This window comes from Rhizobium aethiopicum (genome assembly GCF_014197535.1).
Lineage (GTDB): Bacteria > Pseudomonadota > Alphaproteobacteria > Rhizobiales > Rhizobiaceae > Rhizobium > Rhizobium aethiopicum_A.
In genome coordinates this window covers 209,490-227,893 of the sequence record NZ_JACIFV010000002.1, presented here as the reverse complement: position 1 = coordinate 227,893, position 18,404 = coordinate 209,490, and the positions used below count along the sequence as shown (strand labels likewise).

The window sequence follows — 18,404 nt, the reverse complement described above, 5'->3', positions numbered from 1 at the left end:
ATTTGTGTCATGGTCACTGTAAGTAGTGAGGAGCCGACCTGATGAGTGATATGGCATCGCAGATTCCGGAATTTGGTTATGATGAACGCGTGATGATCTGCCGGAAACAGATTGAGAAGGCGGTTTATCAGTTCATTGCAAACACGAAGGTCGAGGGGTGCGATCCGGCAGAAGTCGCAATGGCCATCGCGGACATTGCCGACGATTACATTTTACTGCTGGCACAGAAGCGCAATTTGACCCATTGAGATCAAGGATCGGCCAGGCTGGCCGGTCGGCAGACGACCGCTGAAACGACAATCGTCGCCGTCTCCTTGCCCGGAGACAACGTCAACGAAACCGCTTACCATTCATTTGAACCTATCTTTTATGCAAGGCGTCGAATAAGCTCTGAACGAGCGGCAGTCGTCCGGCGGCCCGCGAAATGCCGGGGACCTCTTCGAAGCTAACAATTCAGATGATTGCCGATACATTGAGTCTGCAGGGCAGCTCGTATTCACCCGGCACCACTCGTCTCTTGAACCGATCAAGCCCCACTATTCGCGACCCATCACCGGTACAAGGGCGCTCATAACCTCGAAGCCCAAGTTAATTTTCACGGGTTATCCAAAGTTCTGAAGCAGCAAGGCGCCGCCCGGCGCATCGGCCCGGAACCGCAATCGATTCTCGCAAAGCGCGATGCGTAGATCGGATGTTAAAGCGTCCTTTGTGCGTCCGATAGGACGCACGGCGCTTTAATGACTTTTTATGCTCACCAGGGGAACCGGAGAGCTCAATTCGGCCAACTCTCTGGTCAGCCCCTCCCCGACTTCCTGCTTCACCGCCTCAAGAGCAAGGTCGAGGCAATTCGTCGCGAATTGCAGTTTGACATCCTGAGCAACCTGTCGCGCATAGGCGATCATCCGTGCCAGTGCAACCAGTTCGTCCAGAGCGTCTTTCGCCCCCGGATCTCCATCTAGCTTAATAGTCGATGTCACGCCCATGCCCATTTTCTCCAACGAATGGAAGGAATGATACGCGGGCTGACGTGGTCGAGCCCGTGAAAAAAGCGTGACACAACTCTCGGTGACGATCGTCGTCTTCGCTTCACAATGCGGACCGTGTGGAGAACGAGGTTTCGCGCAGTTTCCAGGACAAATCGGCATTCACGCGAATATCGGCGGTCGACTGCACCACCTCCAGCAATTCCAGCGCATCGATGCGTTTTTGATCAACGGAATGCGACACGAGGGTGGCCAGAAGGTGCGGGCGATCCGGCTCGGCTACGTCAGCGCATTGCTCGACGATTGCCCGCCACGTCCGCCTCTTGAAAAATATTGCGCTCGCGGCGTCTTCGATGACTTGGCGCAGCCCATCTGGGAGCAACTCATTCCTTTCCATGGCATCGAGCGTGGCGCTGACATTGACGAGCGGCATCGTCAGCGGCTTGCCGCCCAGCGCGCTCGGCGCGTGCACGAGCGCAACGGCGGCATCGTCGACCAGCCGACCCGTCCGATAGTCTTCGAAAATGCGGCCGACCCCGATCATCCCGAATGAATGACATTCCGCAGCGCGTAGCGCGCCCATGCTTGCCGCCCCGAGGACCGCCACGCCAAGCGAAAGAGCATGCAGAATTTCCTTATGCCAGACCGGTGCAGCGTATTCGAAACCGCCATCGATCAGGCCGATGACATTGGCACCCTGTTCCACCACAGCCAGAACATCGCCCTGCGTAGCGGGCGGCAGGACCCGTATCCCCTCGCCGGCAAGTGAGGCTGCGTCGGGAAGACTGGGACCCGCGAAAATGAACTTCAAAAACCTATCGCTCTCGCGAGCGCCCTTGTTCCAAACTGGCGAGCACGCGGCCCTTCCGGATTTTCGAGTTCGGGGATAACCACCTTGACGACGCCAAAAGGAAGCGTGTCGTCGCTGAGGCGTACGGCGATGACCGAACCGATCCCTTTGTCTCGCAAAGCCTCCAGCACATGCTGCAGCAAATGCGCCAGATCCCGATGTCCCGGCGTTCGGTGGTGGACAGGACCGGCAGCCGGCGAGACGGGAACTGCGTCGAAGGCTCGCCGCATCAGCGGCGGCAAGGATCTCGAAAACGTGGCGGGAGAAATATCGTCCCTGGCTCCGCTGATATAGGTGAGTCTGGATTGCGCGGCTTCCGTTACCGCTCGGATGGCCGCGCGCACGGGAGACGGATGGGCCCCCGTACCGCCGGTCACCTCGACAAGGCGAATGTCGCTGCCGCCGTGGCGATCCCGCTGGCCTGGAACGGAACCCCCAGGCCCCAGAATGGCGGTGAAACAGGGAATGGCGATGTCGCTTGTGATATCGAAGAGCCGGAGCGCCAATCCTGATTTTTCGATCTTGTCGATCAACCCGGTCAGTGCATCATTCTGAAAGCCGCGGGGGTCTACGCAGCCGGCATAACGATCCCTTTCCGCGCCAACCTGCCATAGTACATGCGCATCCCGCTCGATCCGCTCGAGCACACCGTGGAAAACGGCCTCCTCGATATTATTTCCCGATGCCAAGCCGTCAGATGACATCCAGTATCGCGCATCGCGCGTGCGGTCGAGCAGCACCGCTTCAAAAGGGATATGAATCGTCTCGCCGGTGAGGATATTGATGCCGGCCACCCATTCCGTCTCCTCGTCCGGCCCGAGATCGGGTTTATGCATGGCGATCAGGCAGCTCAGCGTATCGATCTTGTGCCCCATCGCCTGCAGACCGAACGAGGTGCTGCGGACAAGATCGACGAAAGGCTCGCCGGCAACTGCCCGTTCCACGGCTTCCATGACGGTGGATACTTTGGCGCCGATATCGGTCAGACCCTTCCCCTGAGCAATCACGATTGAGCGCGAATTCGGAGTATAGGCGCACCAGACGGGAATTCCGACGTCATCAAGCCCGGTATGTCGTGCAACTCTTGTTATACCGAACCGAGCTAAAAAAGGCTCGACGCGGGAAAGAGTTTCCCGCGGCGATATGATCCTGTCGGAATATATCGACCGGTCCGTCAGAATGCCGGCTCAGCCGTCGACGTGACCGGAAAGCGCGACCTGCGCCGACGAAACGGCGACGGCCAAATCGACGCCCTTCACGAATATGCCGCCGGCTTTGCGCAGGCTGCTCGCCGTCGTCAATTCCCCCGTCGGATTGAGCGGTTTGACGGTGCCTGCGTCGAGATCGGCGAGCCAAAGCCCTTCCTCGCCCGGTATTCCTATAATGACAGCTTTCGCCATGGTTTGCCCCTCAGCTATTGTTAAAAACCAGCCTTCAACAGGCCCTCCCGATATAGCTCTTTTTGCCAGTGCTCCTTGAAGGGAACGATGGCGAGCCACTTCTCGACGTCGAACACCGGATTGATGCTTTCGGCGCGCTGCCGATGGAAGAGTGCCCGTTTTCGATCGCCGATCATTGCGCAACTGGCCGCGGCGATACGATGGGCCGGCGCTTTGTCTTTCATCGCCTCGACATAGGCGATGGCCTCCTCATACTGTTCCAGGAAGAAACTTGCTCCCGCGGCACACCAGAGATAGGCGTCAGGCGCAATCGGATTGAGCGAAATTGCCTTTCTGATCTTGGCGAGCGCGTCGCCGGGGCGGGATGCATGCACAAGCGTGTCGGCATGGCTGTAGATGACATCGGCAAAATGCGGACTGAGCTCTTCCGCCAGATGAAGGGCTGCAACGCTGGCATCCACATCACCAAGATAAAGTCTGGTGACCCCGAGCTCGCGATGGCCCGCCGCCGATCCCGGATCTCGTTCGATTGCGCGAAGCGCATGCTGCTCCGCCAGGTGCAGCAGTTCATTGTTTCCCTGCGCCGTCACGAGCCACTCGCTGGTGAAAGTTCTTGCCAGCCCGGTAAATGACGGAGAGAAATCCGACCTATGCGACAGCGACTGTTTGAACGCCTTCCTTGCCCGGCGGATATGCGGCAGCGTCAGCTTGCTCATCAGGCTGGAGCCGATGAGATAGGCGTGATACGCCTCAGGATTGGCTTCGAAACGTAGCCGTTCCTCCTCGTTTTCAGCCAGCTCACGCGCCACCGATTCGGTCAACTGCTGGGCGAGAACGCGCCTTTGACGCGGCAATATATCGGGGGTCATCTTAAAGCGATTGGCCCAGACGATCTCATCGGTGGGGAAATAGATCAGCTGGGCGAACAATCCCTCTTCGGAAAATCGGGTGTCGAGAAGATACGTGATCGAGTGCCTGGCGACCACCGTCGCTTTTTCGGAGTCGCGGCGGATCTGTCCGGCCGTATGCGGAGCGACGATGGAAATATGCCGAAGCGCACAGAGTTCGATTGTGACGTCTTCGATCAGGGCGTTGGCAAGTGCAAGTCCGGCATCGGCGTGCTTCGCCGTCGGGGGAAGTAACACCAGACGGGGAAGGATCCGCGGGATCGGCGATATGTGTTCAATATTGGTCGACTGGCTGCCGGGCTCGGGACGCTTCACCTCCACCCTTGCTTGGCCGCCGCCTTCCGGCAATCTCTCGCCGAACGATGCGCCGCCGGATAGCCGATGCAGCAATGCCCTGACCTGCTCGTCATTCGGATCCCGCTCGAGGATTTGCAGGGCGGCGCTGGAAATGATGCGCGCCGCGCCCGGCTTTTGCACATCGGGCAACGCCTCCAGCAATGCTTGACGCAATTGCAGCGCATGGGCGTCCCGCTGCGCCCTGATCCAGGCATCTATCTGCTTTGTCGCCGGCTTGATATTTCCGATGAAACCGCGCTGCGTCGATTCGGCGATCGCCTGTAGTCGATCCAGCGGCGGGCCGCCGGCCCGAAAGACATCCAAATCGCTGGAAACCACCTGCTTGTTGAGGCACACCGTCGTGGCAGTGAAATCGAAAGCTATGTCAGTGCGTCCGCCGTCCATCTCGCGGATGCGGGATAGCATTTTGCGCAAATTGAGCCGCGCCAATTCGGGCTCGACGTCGCTCCATAGAAACTGGGCCAGTTCATAACGGCTGAGTTCATGGCTCGCACCCGCATAGATGTGGGCCATCATCAACAGACCTTTGATCGGATAGCGAACCGGCTCGCCATCCGACTCAGTCAGCCGCAGATCGCCGAATGTCTGCAGATGAAGCACGATCCATCCTCAGTTGTGTACAACCGGATCCTGCAGGTCGCTATCGACGTCAGGCAATCCCGTCATCGCCAGACTTTTGGCCAACGCCACCAGCTTCTGCCTGATGTTGGGATCCTCGATGGCGATGAACGCTTTATTGAGCGCGAGCCCTTCCTTCGAGGACAAAAACTTGTTCAATTCGCTCGTCTCGCCTTCGATCGGCCCGGAACCGCCGTTCTCGAAGAAGAAGCCGACCGGCACGCGAAGGATCTCGGAAATGCGCTGAAGGCGGCTGGCGCCGATCCGGTTCGTTCCTTTTTCGTATTTTTGAATCTGTTGGAAGGTGATGCCAAGAAGTTCGGCCAAACCATGCTGGGTCATGCCGAGCGTCTTTCGCCGAACTCTCACGCGGTTGCCAACATAGACATCGATGGAGTTCGGCGATTTGGCCTTCATCTGCTTAAGTCTCCCGCTTCATCAATACGCCCGCTGTATAATGGAGAGTTTAAGCAAGAATGCAACTAAAAGTAAATATTTCATCACGGTTTTTTTTGCACAGCACGCAGTAGAAACAACCTCCGGACTACTGCGGCGAACGGCGCAATGTCGCGCCGACCGGCTAAAGCGGCTTGTCGGCGACGGCGATCATTGATTTGGCAAAGGCAGGAATTCTTCCAACATATTCGAAACGGACGTTATCGAAGCCGGTCTCCAGCAACAGTGTGCGCAATGTGTTTTTCGACCAGAACTTGATATGCCCATGATCCTTCAACGGCATGAAGTGATCGTCCATTTTTCCCGTCGCAGCCAGTGCAAGATTCTTCAGATAGCCGTGATAGGGCGTCGATATCACCGCGATGCCGCCCGGCTTGACGAGATCAAACATCGTCGAGGTGAAGCTCTTCGGATCGTAGACATGCTCGACGACCTCCAGGCTGATAACGGCACTGAAACTGCCATAATCCCGGGACAGGTCGTCATAGGCAGAACCGACGCTCAGCGCCAGACCTGGATGACGGATATTGGCCTTGCCGATCCCGTCGCTGGAGGGATCGACGCCGACGACATCATATCCTGCTTTCGCAAGAGCCGCAGCGGCACCGCCGGTGCCGCATCCGAGATCGAAGACGTCATTTTCCGCAGAACCGTCGAAATGATCCCCCAGTACATCGAAGATCTTGGGCAAGATGTAGGAGTGCGCGGTTGTCGGTTTGGCGTGAATATAAGTGGTTGCGTCTAGCTCGATGGACATGGTCTCTCCTTTCTGCTGTTGCACGCAACCCTATCGATTAATGCGTCGAAAATTTGATCTAATTCGCCTAAATCCGTTCAGGATATAAATATAGGTCCGGCATAATTTAGAATTCATCAGATAACTTTGAACGCTCTGCGCGAAAAAATTGCTGAAATTAAGCCAATTTACCCCAAATCGCCATTAAATATCTTAATACTCTCGACCGAGAGCTGAAATTAAACATGTCAATTCAACAATATTTTCAAAAAACTCGGATTTATTTCAATCCAATTCGGATAACGCCCCTCTATGCCACCACAGAAGCGGCAAGATCAGCGGCTAGCCCTCGCCGAATTGCCGAACGCTGTATTGGAATTCTCGGCTGGAATCCTGTTGAAGCGCTCTCGGCGAACATGCGGGCGCGGATGAAAGGGCGCTCGGTTGCAGACACGAAGCCAAGGATATTTAACCGGATCATGTATACTCCAGACAGACCAACGAAACCCTTCTCGCGTGCCGGAGAAGACAAGCTTGCCCGATAATTCGCCCCCCGCATATGCGAAACAGCCGGCAGGAAAACCGCGGATTCCCGTGATCTTCTGGTTGTTGCTGACGATTTCCCTCTCGCTGGTCATCGGAACGGTGCTTCTGTCCAACGACATGAAACATTTAAAGGCGGTTGGCCATTATTTCGGCTTCGACCTTTTCCCCCCTGAGGTTAAGCCGCCGCCGCCCAAAGCCCTTCCCAGACCGGCGCCGCCGGCGGTCTACAAGCTTCCCCTGCATGCCACCGAAGCGCCCGTGGCACAGACCGCGTCGGCCTTTCTGCGCACATGGCGCATATCCGGGCCTGCAATGTGCGCGGCGCTGCGCCAGGCGGGCGTTCAGACCAGCGAATGGGCGGCGGCCAGCTTCAACGCCGACACGTTCGAATGCTTTTACGAGCACAGCGCCAAGCGTGAAAAGGATCAGCTTGCGAATTCCATCTTCGTCATTGTTCGTGGCGATGCCGCTGGCACGATCAGCAGCATGCGCGTGAAGATCGTCAATCCCGGAACGGATCAGAATGGCCAGCTCGATCCGGCTATCCTGCGAGTTTTCGAAACCATGCTGCTTCAACCGCAATGGCTCGATTTTCATGAGACCCTGAATGCGATAAAAAACCTGAAGGATGTCAAGGAAGACGGCTTCGGAGCCAATATCGCCTTCACCCACGAAGTGCTCAATCCGCAGCGATACAATTTTACCCTCACGCTGGAGGCAACGTCGGGCCCCCAGAAAAGGGCGAGGAATTACTTTTCCGGCAGAACATGGCTTCCCGCGCCGGAGCCCGCAATTGCGGCCAACCGCACGCAGCCGGAACTTCCCCATCAAGAGCCGCCGGCAGTAAATCACAATTAGAACCGCATGCGGCGCACTTCAGGCGATGCGACCTGCATCACCGTGATGCCGGGACAGGACCCTGTAAAGCTCCGTCAAGCTGTCTGGACCTGGCCGTTCGGCCCCTTCACCGTCGGCCAGACGCCAGAGACGCTCTACATTGAGATCCTGAGTAGCCTGCGCAAGTTCGTCGTTGAGCGAGCGAACGACGCGTGCCGATCGACGCAATAGCAACGAGGTTCTGACGAGCGCGCCGAACAGGATGAGAATGATGCCGACAACGCCGAGAGCAAACGCCGCGAACTGCCGATCATCAAAAAGGGATACGCCGCTGCGAACGGTCGCCATAAAAAAAGCGGCATAGCTCATCAGATAGTTAAACCAATCTTCCATAACGAGCTCCCTCCGCAGCGGTTTAATATCTTGGATTACGCAGAAAAGTCTAACAATTGCCGTCGCTATCCACGCCGCCGAAAATACGTACCGATGTATTAATTAAGATCGAAGCCGCGATGGATCGTAATCCGCAAGCTTGGCCCTTCGATTCCGCCGAAGACGTTAAACACAGCCAACAGTGAGAGAAAGAATGAATAGAAGACGTTTCCTCGCCTCCGTTCCGCTCGCCCTGTTATCTGCCCGCGCCGGTCAGGCTTTGGCGCAGGTGCCGCCGTCCGCGGGGCTGCGCGCCCTTGCCGACAGAAAATCGTTTCGATTCGGTTCGGCGATCGATCCGGAGGATGTCGGCAATCCGATTGCGTCGCAGATATACATCGACAACGTCAATTCGATAACGCCGCGAAACCAGCTGAAGTGGAATGCAACGGAAAAAAGGCCAGGCGTCTTTTCCTTCGGCCCTGCCGATCAAATCGTTGCGTTTGCACGCAAAAACAACATGAGGGTTTATGGACACACGCTTGTCTGGTATCGCACGCCCGACTGGGTGTCCGCCATCACCGATGCTGCGACCATTCGGGCGGCGATGAACCGTCATATAAAACAGGTTGTCGGTCGCTATAAGGAGTCGATCGATGCGTGGGATGTGGTGAACGAGCCGTTGGAATATGATGTGCCGGATCTGCGGAACTGCGTTTTCCGACGCCTTCTTGGCGACGACTATATCCGCATGAGCTTCGACATGGCACACGAGGCCAATCCCGACGCGATGCTGGTTCTCAACGAGACGCACCTGGAGAAAAAATCCGACGTGTTCGAACAGAAGCGTGCACGCATCCTGAAGATTGTCGAGGATCTCGTCGCCAGAAAGACGCCGATCTGCGCCGTCGGGCTGCAATCGCATTTCCGCCCCGGTCTTGATCGGATCGATCCGGAGGGCATGGGCCGATTCTGTGCAACGCTGAAGGATATGGGTGTCGGGGTTTTTATCACCGAACTCGATGCGTCCTGCCACTTCCTCAACCGCGACAAAGGCTCCGCACCGGTCTCCTATGCCGAGATTTTCGGTGACGTGATCACCATCGCAGCCGAGCGTGGTGACTTGAAAGGCGCCACCGTTTGGGGCATGTCGGAGAAATATGGCGGGCTTGACGAGAAGGACACCAACCCCGGCGCGGCATGCACGAAGCGCGTTAATCTTTACGACGAAAACAACGATCCGAGAAGTTCGATTGACGGCATCAAGCGGGCAATAAAGGCAATGTGATCGCCAAGACAGTGGAGACGCGAACAGATTCATGAGAAAAGCCGTTATTTACGTGGAAAAATTTCTGCCTGCCAGCCAGGCATTTGTTCTCAACCAGGCGGTGGCGTTTCGCTCCTTCGAAGCTGAAATTCTTGCCGGTTCGCGAATCTCTTCCGCCCATACAAAAAAATCGACTGTCCCGGTTCATGACATTCGTCGGTCTCCCGTTGCGCGGGCCGGTGAGCTACTTCTGAAAATCCCGCAGGTCGGCCTGCCTTTTCTCTTTCCCGCGATCAGCCAAGCCGATCTTGTCCATGCCCATTTCGGCAAGAACGGCTATGTCATCGGTCCGCTCGCGCGCGCCGCCGGCAAGCCGCTCGTCACGACGTTTCATGGCTTCGACGCCACCTATCGTGGCGATCCGAAAAAACCGGGCGGCTTCAATCAGGTGCGTTTCTTCGCCAAGGGCCGGAGCGAGATGGCAGGCTGGAACAGCTGGAACATCGCCGTTTCCGATTTCATCCGAGAGCGGTTGCTGGCGCTCGGCTTCCGCGCCGACCGCGTCTTTCGCCATCACATCGGCATCGATCTCGATCTCTTCAAAATGGAGCCGCGTCCACGAAAAAAGGGGCTGGTGGTTTCCATTGCCCGTTTCGTCGACTATAAGGGCCACCGCTTCATGATCGACGCGCTTTCACGCGTGGCGGCCGCCGGCACCCCGGTTGAATTCGTCATGGTCGGACAGGGACCATTGAAGGAGGAAATCGAAGCCTTGGCGCGCCGTTCCTTGCCAAGCGTCACGATCCATGAAAATCTGTCGCAGACGGAGATAAGGGATCTGCTCGCCAGTGCGGAACTCTATCTTCACGGCAGCGTGACGCTCGACAATGGTCACGCGGAAGCCTTCGGCCTCGCCAATCTGGAGGCCGAAGCCGTCGGCACTCCGGTAGTCGCATTCCGCTCGGGAGGCGTGGGCGAAGCGATCGAAGAGGGGAAAACTGGTTATCTCGTGGAGGAGCGGGATGTCGCGGGCATGGCGGAAGCGGTCGGAAGGCTGCTCAACGACCAGGCCCTGTGGACAGCCTTCAGCGCGCGGGCACCGCTTCTGGTGGCCGAGCGCTTCGACATACGTCGTCAAACGGGGATGCTAGAGGACTATTACAGTTCCGTACTAGACCAATTTTCCAGCCGGGGTCGGACTTGATGGTGCAGACAGGAAAGAAGCCGAAGTGGGGACTGAACGTATTTCGGCCGCTGCGGAACGGGATCGTTAAGGCCAAGTGGCTCTATTATACGAAATTCTGGGGTATGGACATCGATCCCACTGCCAGTTTTTCGCTGAGCGTGCGCTTCGACAAGACCAACCCGAAGGGACTGCATATCGGCGCCGAAACCTACGTCGCCTTTGAAGCCGCCATCCTGACCCACGACCTCACACGCGGGCTCTACCTTCACACGAGGATCGGCAAACGCTGCTTCATCGGCGCCCGCAGCATCATCCTGCCCGGCGTGGAGATCGGCGACGAATGCGTCATCGGCTCCGGCTCGGTGGTGACCAAGAGCGTGCCGCCGCGCTCGCTCGTGGCCGGCAACCCGGCCAAGATAATCCGCAGCGACATCAAGATCATTTCGCGTTACGGACGCATGGCCCGCGAGGACGAAACGGTCACGCAGATCGTGACGCACTTGCCGACTGGAGAAGCACGATGAAGATGTTTGCCTATCGCGGGAAACACGAGAATTTCGGCGACGAACTGAACCATTGGCTCTGGGAACGTCTGCTGCCCGGCTTCTTCAATGACGACGAGAGCCAGCTCTTTCTCGGCATCGGTTCGATCCTCTACGATAATTTCGACCCGAACATACAGAAGATCGTCTTCGGCTCGGGCTATGGCGGCTACACCAACGCGCCGAAGGTCGACGGCAACTGGACCTTCTACTTCGTGCGCGGAAAAAAGACCGCCGAGGTCCTCGGCATCGATCCGAGCTACGCCATCGGCGATTCGGGCATCCTGACGCGCAGCTGCTGGGATGCGAAGAGCGTTGAGAAGCGCTACCCCGTCTCCTTTATGCCGCACTACGAAAGCGCCATGTACGGCAGCTGGGACAAGGTCTGCGACCTCGCCGGCATCCATTATATCGATCCCCGCTGGTCGGTGGAAACGGTTCTGACCGAACTCAGCGCATCGCAGAAGGTCGTCTCCGAAGCGATGCATGGCTGCATTATCTCAGATGCGCTGCGCGTTCCGTGGCGGGCGATCCGGCCGATCGCGCCGGGCAATCGCGCCAAGTGGCATGACTGGGCGAGTGCGCTCGATCTGGAGATCGATTTCGATCCGATCGGCCCGTCGAACCTCGTCGAAGCAGGCGCATCTTTGGTGCGGAAAAACACATATCTGTTGAAGAACATCACGTTCCGCCACCGCCGCATCCGGCAACTGACCGGCAACTATGTCTTCGGCTCGACCGTCAAGACGTTGCAGCGGGTGGCTGAGAAGCCGGGACAGCTCAGCTCCGACGAGGCTATCGTAAGAGCCCACGAGAAAATGCTGGTCGAGCTGGATCGGCTGAAGCAGGATTTTTCCACGAAGACGGCCAGCGCCCTTTGATGTCGCAGACTCCGTGACGAGGCAATAAGGCATGATGCTTTCTAATTCCGCCAATACTCTCCGCTTCCGCAAGGGCAAGAAGCACTCCGGATGGGCCTGCAGCCCGATGAAATGGTCAACGTCATCGACCTCGGGAGCCGTTCGCCCATGAGCAGTGTTACCGACCGGCTGATTCAAGGCAGCATGTGGCTGAGTTTGTCCCGCGCCATCGTCAACGGACTCTCGGCGCTCAGCACCTTCGTACTCGCCTGGTACCTGGTGCCGGCTGACTTCGGTCTCGTCGCCATTGCAACGACGATCCAGGTCATTCTGAGTTCGGTCACCGAACTCTCGCTCAATCAGGCGCTTATCCGCCACGAGTCGCCCAGCGAAACGCACTTCAGCGCGGTCTGGACCTTGAGCGTGACGAGAAGCGCGATATTGGCGCTGCTGTTTGCCGCCGCGTCCTATCCGATCGCCGAATTTTATGATGAGCCGCGGCTGACGAGCGTCATGCTTGCCTTGAGTTTCAGCCTGCTCTTGAGCGGTCTTGCCAATCCACGCCGTGTCATGCTCCAGCGCGATCTGATCTTCTGGCAGGAATTCGTCCTCAACGTCTCGCAAAAGCTGGTCGGCTTCATCGTGACGGTGGCGATTGCGGCCATCTATCAGAGTTACTGGGCCCTCGTGATCGGCACCCTCGCCTATCAGGTGACCAATATCATCGTTTCCTACACCGTCCTGCCATTCTGGCCGCGCATCACCTTTCGGCACGCACGCGAATTGTTTTCGTTCTCGGTGTGGCTGACGGCCGGACAGATCGTCAACACGCTGAATTGGCGGATCGAATATCTGCTGATCGGAAAGTTGCTCGGCGCCACGCAGCTCGGCCACTACACCGTCGGCAACACCCTTTCGACGCTGCCGACGCGCGAGGCCACGGCGCCGTTGAATCAGACGATCTACCCAGGCTTCTCGAAGGTCCGCAACGATCCGGTCCGGCTGATCGCAGCCTATCAGCGCGCACAGGCGCTGCTGGCCGCTGTGGCGCTCCCGGCGGGCATCGGCATGGCCGTGGTGGCCGAGCCGATGATGCGGCTTGCCTTGGGAGAGAAGTGGATTCCCGCCATCTTCATCGTCCAGGCGCTCGCATCGGTCTTTGCCCTGCAGACGCTCGGCTCGCTCGTCCAACCGCTCGGCATGGCGAAGGGCCATACGAAGATGCTGTTCATCCGCGACACGCAGATGCTGGTGGTCCGCATTCCCATCATCATCGCCGGCCTGATGATGGCCGGGCTTCCGGGTGTCGTTTATGCCCGGGTGTTGACCGGCCTGATTTCCACCGTGGTCAACATGCTTCTCGTCAAGCGCTTGATCAATCTGCCGTTCTTCCAGCAGCTCGCGGCCAACTTCCGCGCGCTTGCCAGCGTCGTCTTGATGGCCGCCGGCGTCTGGGGATTGTCGCACATTCTGAGCATGCCTACAGACAAGCTGCATCTGGCGCTCTATCTCGCCTTCCTCGTCACCACGGGCGGCATCATCTACGCCGGGTCGAGCTTTGTTCTCTGGGTGGCGATGAAGAAGCCAAATGGCCCGGAAACTGAAGTTCAGCGTATCGTTGTCAAGTTCCTGTCAAAAGCAAAACGTATTGCCGTACCCAAATCGGCCTGAAGTTAAACGAACATCAACAAGAGAGGCAGAATGACCAGCCAATCCAGACCGGAGCTGATCGCAAAACTCAACGGCATGATCCATGATTGCCTGAAGGACTATGTCTCGCGCGATGAACCGCTTGCGATTCTCGACTTTCCCGACATCCGCAATTGCGGCGACTCGGCGATCTGGCTGGGAGAGATGGCCTATCTCAGGGATCGCTTCGGCAAGCGCCCGGACTATGTTTCCAGGCTCTACGACTTCTCCGCCGACGAGCTGAAACGACGTGTGCCGACCGGTCCGATCTTCATTCACGGCGGCGGCAATTTCGGCGATATCTGGGTCGCCCACCAGGACTTCCGCGAAATGATCATGGAACGCTTCCCGGATCGGCAGATCATCCAGTTCCCGCAATCGATCCACTACAGTTCGCCCGAGCGCATCGAGCAGTCCAAAAAGGCCATCGGACGCCACAAGAATTTCGTACTGCTGGTGCGCGATGAAGAATCGAAGGAGTTTTCCGAGAAGCACTTCGACTGCACCGTGCGGCTGTGCCCGGATATGGCTTTCGCCATCGGCCCGCTGCCGGAAAGGGCGACGCAGATTCCCGTCCTCGCCATGTTGCGGGAGGATGCGGAACGCGTCGGCGGCGGTGATCGCAAGATTCCTTCCGATATTCCTGTGGAAGACTGGATTACGGAATCGAAGCGGAAGGTGGACATCGCCAAGAAGTTGGGCGTAGCCTCCGCTTATCTCGCATTGAAGCCGAGCGAGGTTGCCTTGCGCAGGTTGGACGCTGCGGCTCATAACCGCTTCGAGCGTGGCATCAGTCAGATTTCGCGCGCCCGCGCGATCGTGACCGACCGCCTGCACGTCCATATCTGCTCGCTGCTGCTCGGCCGTCCGCATGCGGTGCTGGACAACAGCTATGGAAAGATCCGCCGCTTCATGAATGCCTTCTCCGGCGGAACCGACCTTTCCTACAAAGCGACCTCGCTCGAAGACGGAATCGAGTGGGCGCGTCAGCAGGCTGCCAAGGGGCGCGTCGCTGAAAAAGAAGCTGTGGGCCTGCGGGCTTAAGGGGGAATTCGATGCCACTTGTCACCTTCATCATCCCGGTCCGACATCAGGACAACGCGCGCGATTGGAGCAAGCTGAAGGCAAATCTCAGCCAGACCGTGGCCTCCATTTCCAATCAGACCAATGGCGATTGGCGCGGCATCATCGTAGCCAACGAAGGGGCCGATCTGCCTGATCTGCCGGAGAAATTTTCCGCCGTTCGTGTGACGTTTCCACCGAACGACATGCACGAACTCGGAAAGGGCAGCAAGGAAGACTTCCTCGATGCCTTCCGCGCAGACAAAGGCCGGCGCGTTCTGAGCGGCATGCTGGCCGCGGCCGACAGCCGCTTTTTCATGATTGTCGATGACGACGATTTCGTCAGCTCCCGGATCGTGCAATATGTATCGGAAAACCGGGATGCCAACGGATGGACGATCGACAACGGTTACATCTGGGACGACGGCGGCAATTTTCTGCTCGGCCATGATGACTTCAGCCATCTCTGCGGCACCTCGCTGATCATTCGCGCCGATCTGTATGAGCTGCCGCAGCGGTTTGAAGACGCCTCTCTCGGCTGGATCAAGTCGATGCTGGGCAGCCACGTCCGCATTGCGGGCATTCTTGCCCAGCGCGGAGCGCCCCTGACCAAACTGCCCTTCCGGGGGGCAGTCTACCGGGTCGCCCATGGTGGATCGCACAGCCGCGCGCCGAGCCTGATGCGGCAGTATTTTCTCAATCGCGGCGTACTTCTGAAGCCGCGACGGTTGTTGCGCAATTTTCGCAAGCTGAGGGTTCTCGGCGGCGGTTACCGGCGCGAATTCTTCGGCGGGGCGCGGTCGAATCCCGCATAGCAAACCGATCCGTCCAATAGGCATAGGCAGTCAAATCATGAGGCTTTTCTCTTTCGACTTCACCAAAAGGGTTGGTAACTGATGTCGGATCTTTTCGTCAGCGTGCTCTTTTCATCCTATAATGGCGCCAGCCGCCGGCTGCGCCATACTTTGGATTCATTGGTGAGCCAGGAGCTTCCCCATGATCGATGGGAATTGATCGCTGTCGACAACAATAGCAAGGACGATACGTTCGACCTTCTGAAATCGTATAGCGAAAAACTTCCGATCACCATCCTGCAGCAGCGCAAGCCGGGGAAGTCCAGCGCGCTGAATCTGGCCTTGGATCGGGTGAAGGGGGATCTCGTTGTCCTTACCGACGACGACATCCGCGCCGAACCAAATTGGCTGAAAGCGATCGTCGATTGTGCCGCAGCCCATCCGAGCTTTGGCGTCTTCGGCGGCAGAATCGTTCCAGATTGGGAGGAGGAGCCGAAGGACCGCTTTATCGACTGGATTCCCATGGGATCGACATTCGCGATCGTCGATGAAACACAAAGCGGACCGTGCGATCCGACAAAGGTTTGGGGCCCGAACACGATCGTTCGGCGAGAGTTGCTGGGGACGAGCGTACGCTATCGAGAAGACATCGGCCCTCTTCCGGGAAAGATGTTCGCGATGGGTGAGGATGCTGAAATCATCATCCGCCTGGCCGCGGGCGGAGCCAAATCCTATCGATGCGCCGAAGCCGTGGTTCACCACTGGATCCCGGCGTCGAGCGTGACCGAGAATTGGGTGCAGAAACGCGGCGAGCGGCTTGGCTACGGCATGCCGGCACTCTTTCCTGATGAGGTGCCGGAAGGCGTGAGGATAAGCGGCGTTCCATTGCCGACCTGGATCGAAAGCGCACAGTGGGCTTTCCGAGCAGCCCTCCTCTATCTCCTGCCGCGGTCGAAGAAGCGTTTCTGGGCGATTTGGAAATACTACTACATGCGCGGGTATCGTGCCGGGATTCGCCGATACGCGCCGCTGGGGCGGTGATCGATTGGCCCAGGAGACGGTAATTTGAAACTTTCGGTGCTGATCAACAATTTCAATTATGGGCAGTTCTTGCGCCCATGCATCGACAGCGTCCTGTCGCAGACCTATCCCGACTACGAGGTGATTGTCGTCGACGATGGCTCCACGGATGATTCCAGGGAGATCCTCGCTTCCTACGGCGAGCAGATCCGATCCGTATTGAAGGAAAACGGCGGCCAGGCCTCAAGCTTCAACGCAGGTTTTGCGGCTGCAAGCGGCGATATCCTCTTTCTCCTCGATGCCGATGATGCGTTTCTGCCTGGCAAACTCGCGCGCATCGTCGAGGTCTATGACCGCAACGAGATCGACTGGTGTTTCGACCGTGTGACGACCAACCAAGACGACCAGTCTCCCGCGCAGTTGCAGGTGACGCTGTTCGACAAACGGGACACGTTGCGCAGGGGCGGCTTTCCCTCGCTTCCGGTGCCGACCTCCGGCTTGAGCTTCCGCCGCGACCTTCTGTCCCAGATCCTGCCGATGTCGGTCGCGAAAGACGTCGTGCTCAGCGACAATTACATCAAGTTTGCAGCCGCCTATCTCGGTCGCGGCGCCATCGTCGAAACGCCGCTGACCTTTCAGCGCATTCATGCCTCGAACCGCTATACGGGCACGAGCAGGGCAAAAACACTGCGCCCACGGATCATGATCGCCACAGGATTGGAGCTGGCGCGCCGCTATGACGGGCTGCATGCGCTGGGCAAGAGCCTGGTGGCCGGAGGCATTGCCGAAACGACATCGCTTTTGAAACTGAGGAGCGAAGCTCGCAACACGGTGGCCGGCGGTCCGTTCGGCGATGCCGTCAACGAAGTGGCCCTTATGGCCGTGCGCAAGCGTTTGGGCACTATGCTGCGGAGAGGACAGTCATGAACCAGCAGGACACTTTTCCGCGTTCATCAGCCGGAACTGATCCGTCAGGCGCGTCGCCGTTGAACATCGCCGTCGGCGTGCTGACCTATCGGCGGCTGGACGGAATTGCCAAGCTGCTCGACGTGATGACACGCCAGACCAGGCATCCGGCTCGCCCCTATCACCTGACGATGGTGATCGTCGACAACGATGCCGCCGGCAGCGCAAGAGCCACGGTCGAGGCCTTTGGCCAAACGGGCGCCTACGATCTGATCTATGTCGTCGAACCGAACCAGGGCATACCCTTTGCGCGCAATCGCGCGCTCGATTCAGCCCCTGCCGGCACCGATCTCTTCTGCTTTCTTGACGATGACGAATGGCCGGTCGACAGCTGGCTCGATGCAATGCTGGAGACCCGGGAGAAAAACCGCGCCGATTGCGTCTACGGTCCGGTCCAGCCGGTCTATCCCGAGAATCCGCCGGAATATTTCATCAAGGCAAGGGTGTTCGAGCGCAAGAAGAATAAGGACGGTCAGCGCATTTCCTATGCGGCTTCGAACAATGTCATGTTCGATTATCCCCTCATCCGCTCGTGGAATTTGCGCTTCGAAGAGAAAATGCGCTTCACCGGCGGCACTGACTATCTCTTCTTCAATCAGGCAATTCGTCGTGGCATGCAGGTTTTCTGGGCTGACAAGGCGCTCGTCTATGATATCGTTCCCGCCAGCCGCATGACTTGGAAATGGGTGTTGCAGCGACAATACCGGCTCGGCAACACTTTCGCCGTCAGCGAAGTCCTGCACGGCAACCTCAAGCGCCGGCTCTATCGCGCGGCCTATGGCGCCACGAGAGTGATGCTTGGGCTGGTCATGCTGCCGGCGATCCTGGTTTCACCCTATTGGGGCATGCGGGCACTCACCCATGTACTACGCGGTGCCGGCATGGTGAACGGAATTCTCGGACACGCATACCAGGAATACAGGCCCAATGCCGCCTTCTGATACTGTTTGCAGGA

Annotated in this window: 20 protein-coding genes; 12 read left to right on the top strand and 8 right to left on the bottom strand. The window is 58.0% G+C overall.

The window, feature by feature from the left end; all coding sequences use genetic code 11:
- The first annotated feature begins 41 nt into the window (after positions 1-41).
- Positions 42-248, top strand: a complete 207-nt coding sequence (locus tag GGD53_RS04235) for a hypothetical protein (protein ID WP_004676311.1) — start codon at positions 42-44, stop codon at positions 246-248.
- Positions 249-734: 486 nt separating this feature from the next.
- On the opposite strand, the gene GGD53_RS04230 is transcribed toward GGD53_RS04235, so the two are convergent.
- From GGD53_RS04230 to GGD53_RS04200, 7 genes are all read right to left on the bottom strand, one after another.
- Positions 735-983, bottom strand: a complete 249-nt coding sequence (locus GGD53_RS04230) for a hypothetical protein (RefSeq protein WP_184453874.1) — start codon at positions 981-983, stop codon at positions 735-737.
- 103 nt (positions 984-1,086) lie between these two features.
- A complete protein-coding gene (locus GGD53_RS04225) occupies positions 1,087-1,794 on the bottom strand; it encodes a TfuA-like protein (RefSeq protein WP_184453872.1) in 708 nt (235 codons plus the stop codon).
- Positions 1,791-2,978, bottom strand: coding sequence for a YcaO-like family protein (locus GGD53_RS04220; RefSeq protein ID WP_184454315.1), 1,188 nt, complete (start codon positions 2,976-2,978; stop codon positions 1,791-1,793). Before GGD53_RS04220 ends, GGD53_RS04225 begins: the two co-directional genes overlap by 4 nt.
- Positions 2,979-3,020: 42 nt before the next feature.
- Complete coding sequence (locus GGD53_RS04215) at positions 3,021-3,233, bottom strand: hypothetical protein (protein WP_184453870.1); 213 nt, start codon at positions 3,231-3,233, stop codon at positions 3,021-3,023.
- Positions 3,234-3,253: 20 nt separating this feature from the next.
- Positions 3,254-5,098: a peptide antibiotic resistance protein gene (locus tag GGD53_RS04210; RefSeq protein WP_184453868.1), complete on the bottom strand. Its 1,845-nt coding sequence runs from the start codon at positions 5,096-5,098 to the stop codon at positions 3,254-3,256.
- Between the two features lie 9 nt (positions 5,099-5,107).
- A complete protein-coding gene (locus GGD53_RS04205) occupies positions 5,108-5,533 on the bottom strand; it encodes a helix-turn-helix domain-containing protein (RefSeq protein ID WP_064804372.1) in 426 nt (141 codons plus the stop codon).
- A gap of 163 nt (positions 5,534-5,696) precedes the next feature.
- The gene (locus GGD53_RS04200; protein ID WP_184453866.1) at positions 5,697-6,329 is read right to left on the bottom strand and encodes a class I SAM-dependent methyltransferase; all 633 of its coding nucleotides are present in this window, start codon (positions 6,327-6,329) and stop codon (positions 5,697-5,699) included.
- Between the two features lie 513 nt (positions 6,330-6,842).
- Here GGD53_RS04200 and GGD53_RS04195 point away from each other — a divergent pair.
- Entirely contained in the window at positions 6,843-7,712 is an 870-nt protein-coding gene (locus GGD53_RS04195; RefSeq protein ID WP_184454313.1) for a DUF6030 family protein, read from the top strand.
- An 18-nt stretch (positions 7,713-7,730) separates the two neighbouring features.
- Here GGD53_RS04195 and GGD53_RS04190 read toward each other — a convergent pair whose 3' ends face one another.
- The gene (locus tag GGD53_RS04190) at positions 7,731-8,084 is read right to left on the bottom strand and encodes a hypothetical protein (RefSeq protein WP_184453864.1); all 354 of its coding nucleotides are present in this window, start codon (positions 8,082-8,084) and stop codon (positions 7,731-7,733) included.
- A 193-nt stretch (positions 8,085-8,277) separates the two neighbouring features.
- On the opposite strand from GGD53_RS04190, the gene GGD53_RS04185 reads away from it, so the two are divergent.
- The 10 genes from GGD53_RS04185 (at position 8,278) to GGD53_RS04140 (ending at position 18,390) form a co-directional block, all read left to right on the top strand.
- Positions 8,278-9,351 (top strand): endo-1,4-beta-xylanase, encoded by a 1,074-nt coding sequence (locus tag GGD53_RS04185; protein WP_184453862.1) that lies wholly within the window; start codon positions 8,278-8,280, stop codon positions 9,349-9,351.
- Between the two features lie 31 nt (positions 9,352-9,382).
- Positions 9,383-10,534 carry a glycosyltransferase gene (locus GGD53_RS04180; protein ID WP_184453860.1) on the top strand — a complete coding sequence of 384 codons (1,152 nt, stop codon included), beginning with the start codon at positions 9,383-9,385 and terminating at the stop codon, positions 10,532-10,534.
- On the top strand, positions 10,534-11,040 hold the full coding sequence (locus GGD53_RS04175) for an acyltransferase (RefSeq protein ID WP_064804382.1): 507 nt from the start codon (positions 10,534-10,536) through the stop codon (positions 11,038-11,040). The genes GGD53_RS04180 and GGD53_RS04175 overlap by 1 nt, the downstream gene beginning before the upstream one ends.
- Positions 11,037-11,939 carry an exopolysaccharide glucosyl ketal-pyruvate-transferase gene (pssM, locus tag GGD53_RS04170; RefSeq protein ID WP_184453859.1) on the top strand — a complete coding sequence of 301 codons (903 nt, stop codon included), beginning with the start codon at positions 11,037-11,039 and terminating at the stop codon, positions 11,937-11,939. The genes GGD53_RS04175 and pssM overlap by 4 nt, the downstream gene beginning before the upstream one ends.
- 147 nt (positions 11,940-12,086) lie before the next feature.
- Positions 12,087-13,589: a lipopolysaccharide biosynthesis protein gene (locus tag GGD53_RS04165; RefSeq protein WP_184453857.1), complete on the top strand. Its 1,503-nt coding sequence runs from the start codon at positions 12,087-12,089 to the stop codon at positions 13,587-13,589.
- A gap of 30 nt (positions 13,590-13,619) precedes the next feature.
- Complete coding sequence (locus GGD53_RS04160; protein ID WP_184453854.1) at positions 13,620-14,651, top strand: polysaccharide pyruvyl transferase family protein; 1,032 nt, start codon at positions 13,620-13,622, stop codon at positions 14,649-14,651.
- A gap of 11 nt (positions 14,652-14,662) precedes the next feature.
- Positions 14,663-15,484, top strand: a complete 822-nt coding sequence (locus GGD53_RS04155; protein ID WP_184453852.1) for a galactosyl transferase — start codon at positions 14,663-14,665, stop codon at positions 15,482-15,484.
- A gap of 81 nt (positions 15,485-15,565) precedes the next feature.
- On the top strand, positions 15,566-16,504 hold the full coding sequence (locus tag GGD53_RS04150; protein ID WP_184453850.1) for a glycosyltransferase: 939 nt from the start codon (positions 15,566-15,568) through the stop codon (positions 16,502-16,504).
- A gap of 24 nt (positions 16,505-16,528) precedes the next feature.
- The gene (locus GGD53_RS04145; protein WP_184453848.1) at positions 16,529-17,410 is read left to right on the top strand and encodes a glycosyltransferase family 2 protein; all 882 of its coding nucleotides are present in this window, start codon (positions 16,529-16,531) and stop codon (positions 17,408-17,410) included.
- Positions 17,407-18,390: a glycosyltransferase family A protein gene (locus tag GGD53_RS04140; RefSeq protein WP_184453846.1), complete on the top strand. Its 984-nt coding sequence runs from the start codon at positions 17,407-17,409 to the stop codon at positions 18,388-18,390. The genes GGD53_RS04145 and GGD53_RS04140 overlap by 4 nt, the downstream gene beginning before the upstream one ends.
- Positions 18,391-18,404 lie beyond the last annotated feature (14 nt).

Bases quoted from the DNA above. Each gene is read 5' to 3' on its own strand.
- GGD53_RS04235 (WP_004676311.1), top strand. From the start codon at position 42: ATGAGTGATATGGCATCGCAGATTCCGGAATTTGGTTATGATGAACGC.
- GGD53_RS04230 (WP_184453874.1), bottom strand. From the start codon at position 983: ATGGGCGTGACATCGACTATTAAGCTAGATGGAGATCCGGGGGCGAAA.
- GGD53_RS04215 (WP_184453870.1), bottom strand. From the start codon at position 3,233: ATGGCGAAAGCTGTCATTATAGGAATACCGGGCGAGGAAGGGCTTTGG.
- GGD53_RS04205 (WP_064804372.1), bottom strand. From the start codon at position 5,533: ATGAAGGCCAAATCGCCGAACTCCATCGATGTCTATGTTGGCAACCGC.
- GGD53_RS04200 (WP_184453866.1), bottom strand. From the start codon at position 6,329: ATGTCCATCGAGCTAGACGCAACCACTTATATTCACGCCAAACCGACA.
- GGD53_RS04190 (WP_184453864.1), bottom strand. From the start codon at position 8,084: ATGGAAGATTGGTTTAACTATCTGATGAGCTATGCCGCTTTTTTTATG.
- GGD53_RS04185 (WP_184453862.1), top strand. From the start codon at position 8,278: ATGAATAGAAGACGTTTCCTCGCCTCCGTTCCGCTCGCCCTGTTATCT.
- GGD53_RS04180 (WP_184453860.1), top strand. From the start codon at position 9,383: ATGAGAAAAGCCGTTATTTACGTGGAAAAATTTCTGCCTGCCAGCCAG.
- GGD53_RS04175 (WP_064804382.1), top strand. From the start codon at position 10,534: ATGGTGCAGACAGGAAAGAAGCCGAAGTGGGGACTGAACGTATTTCGG.
- pssM (WP_184453859.1), top strand. From the start codon at position 11,037: ATGAAGATGTTTGCCTATCGCGGGAAACACGAGAATTTCGGCGACGAA.
- GGD53_RS04165 (WP_184453857.1), top strand. From the start codon at position 12,087: ATGAGCAGTGTTACCGACCGGCTGATTCAAGGCAGCATGTGGCTGAGT.
- GGD53_RS04160 (WP_184453854.1), top strand. From the start codon at position 13,620: ATGACCAGCCAATCCAGACCGGAGCTGATCGCAAAACTCAACGGCATG.
- GGD53_RS04155 (WP_184453852.1), top strand. From the start codon at position 14,663: ATGCCACTTGTCACCTTCATCATCCCGGTCCGACATCAGGACAACGCG.
- GGD53_RS04150 (WP_184453850.1), top strand. From the start codon at position 15,566: ATGTCGGATCTTTTCGTCAGCGTGCTCTTTTCATCCTATAATGGCGCC.
- GGD53_RS04140 (WP_184453846.1), top strand. From the start codon at position 17,407: ATGAACCAGCAGGACACTTTTCCGCGTTCATCAGCCGGAACTGATCCG.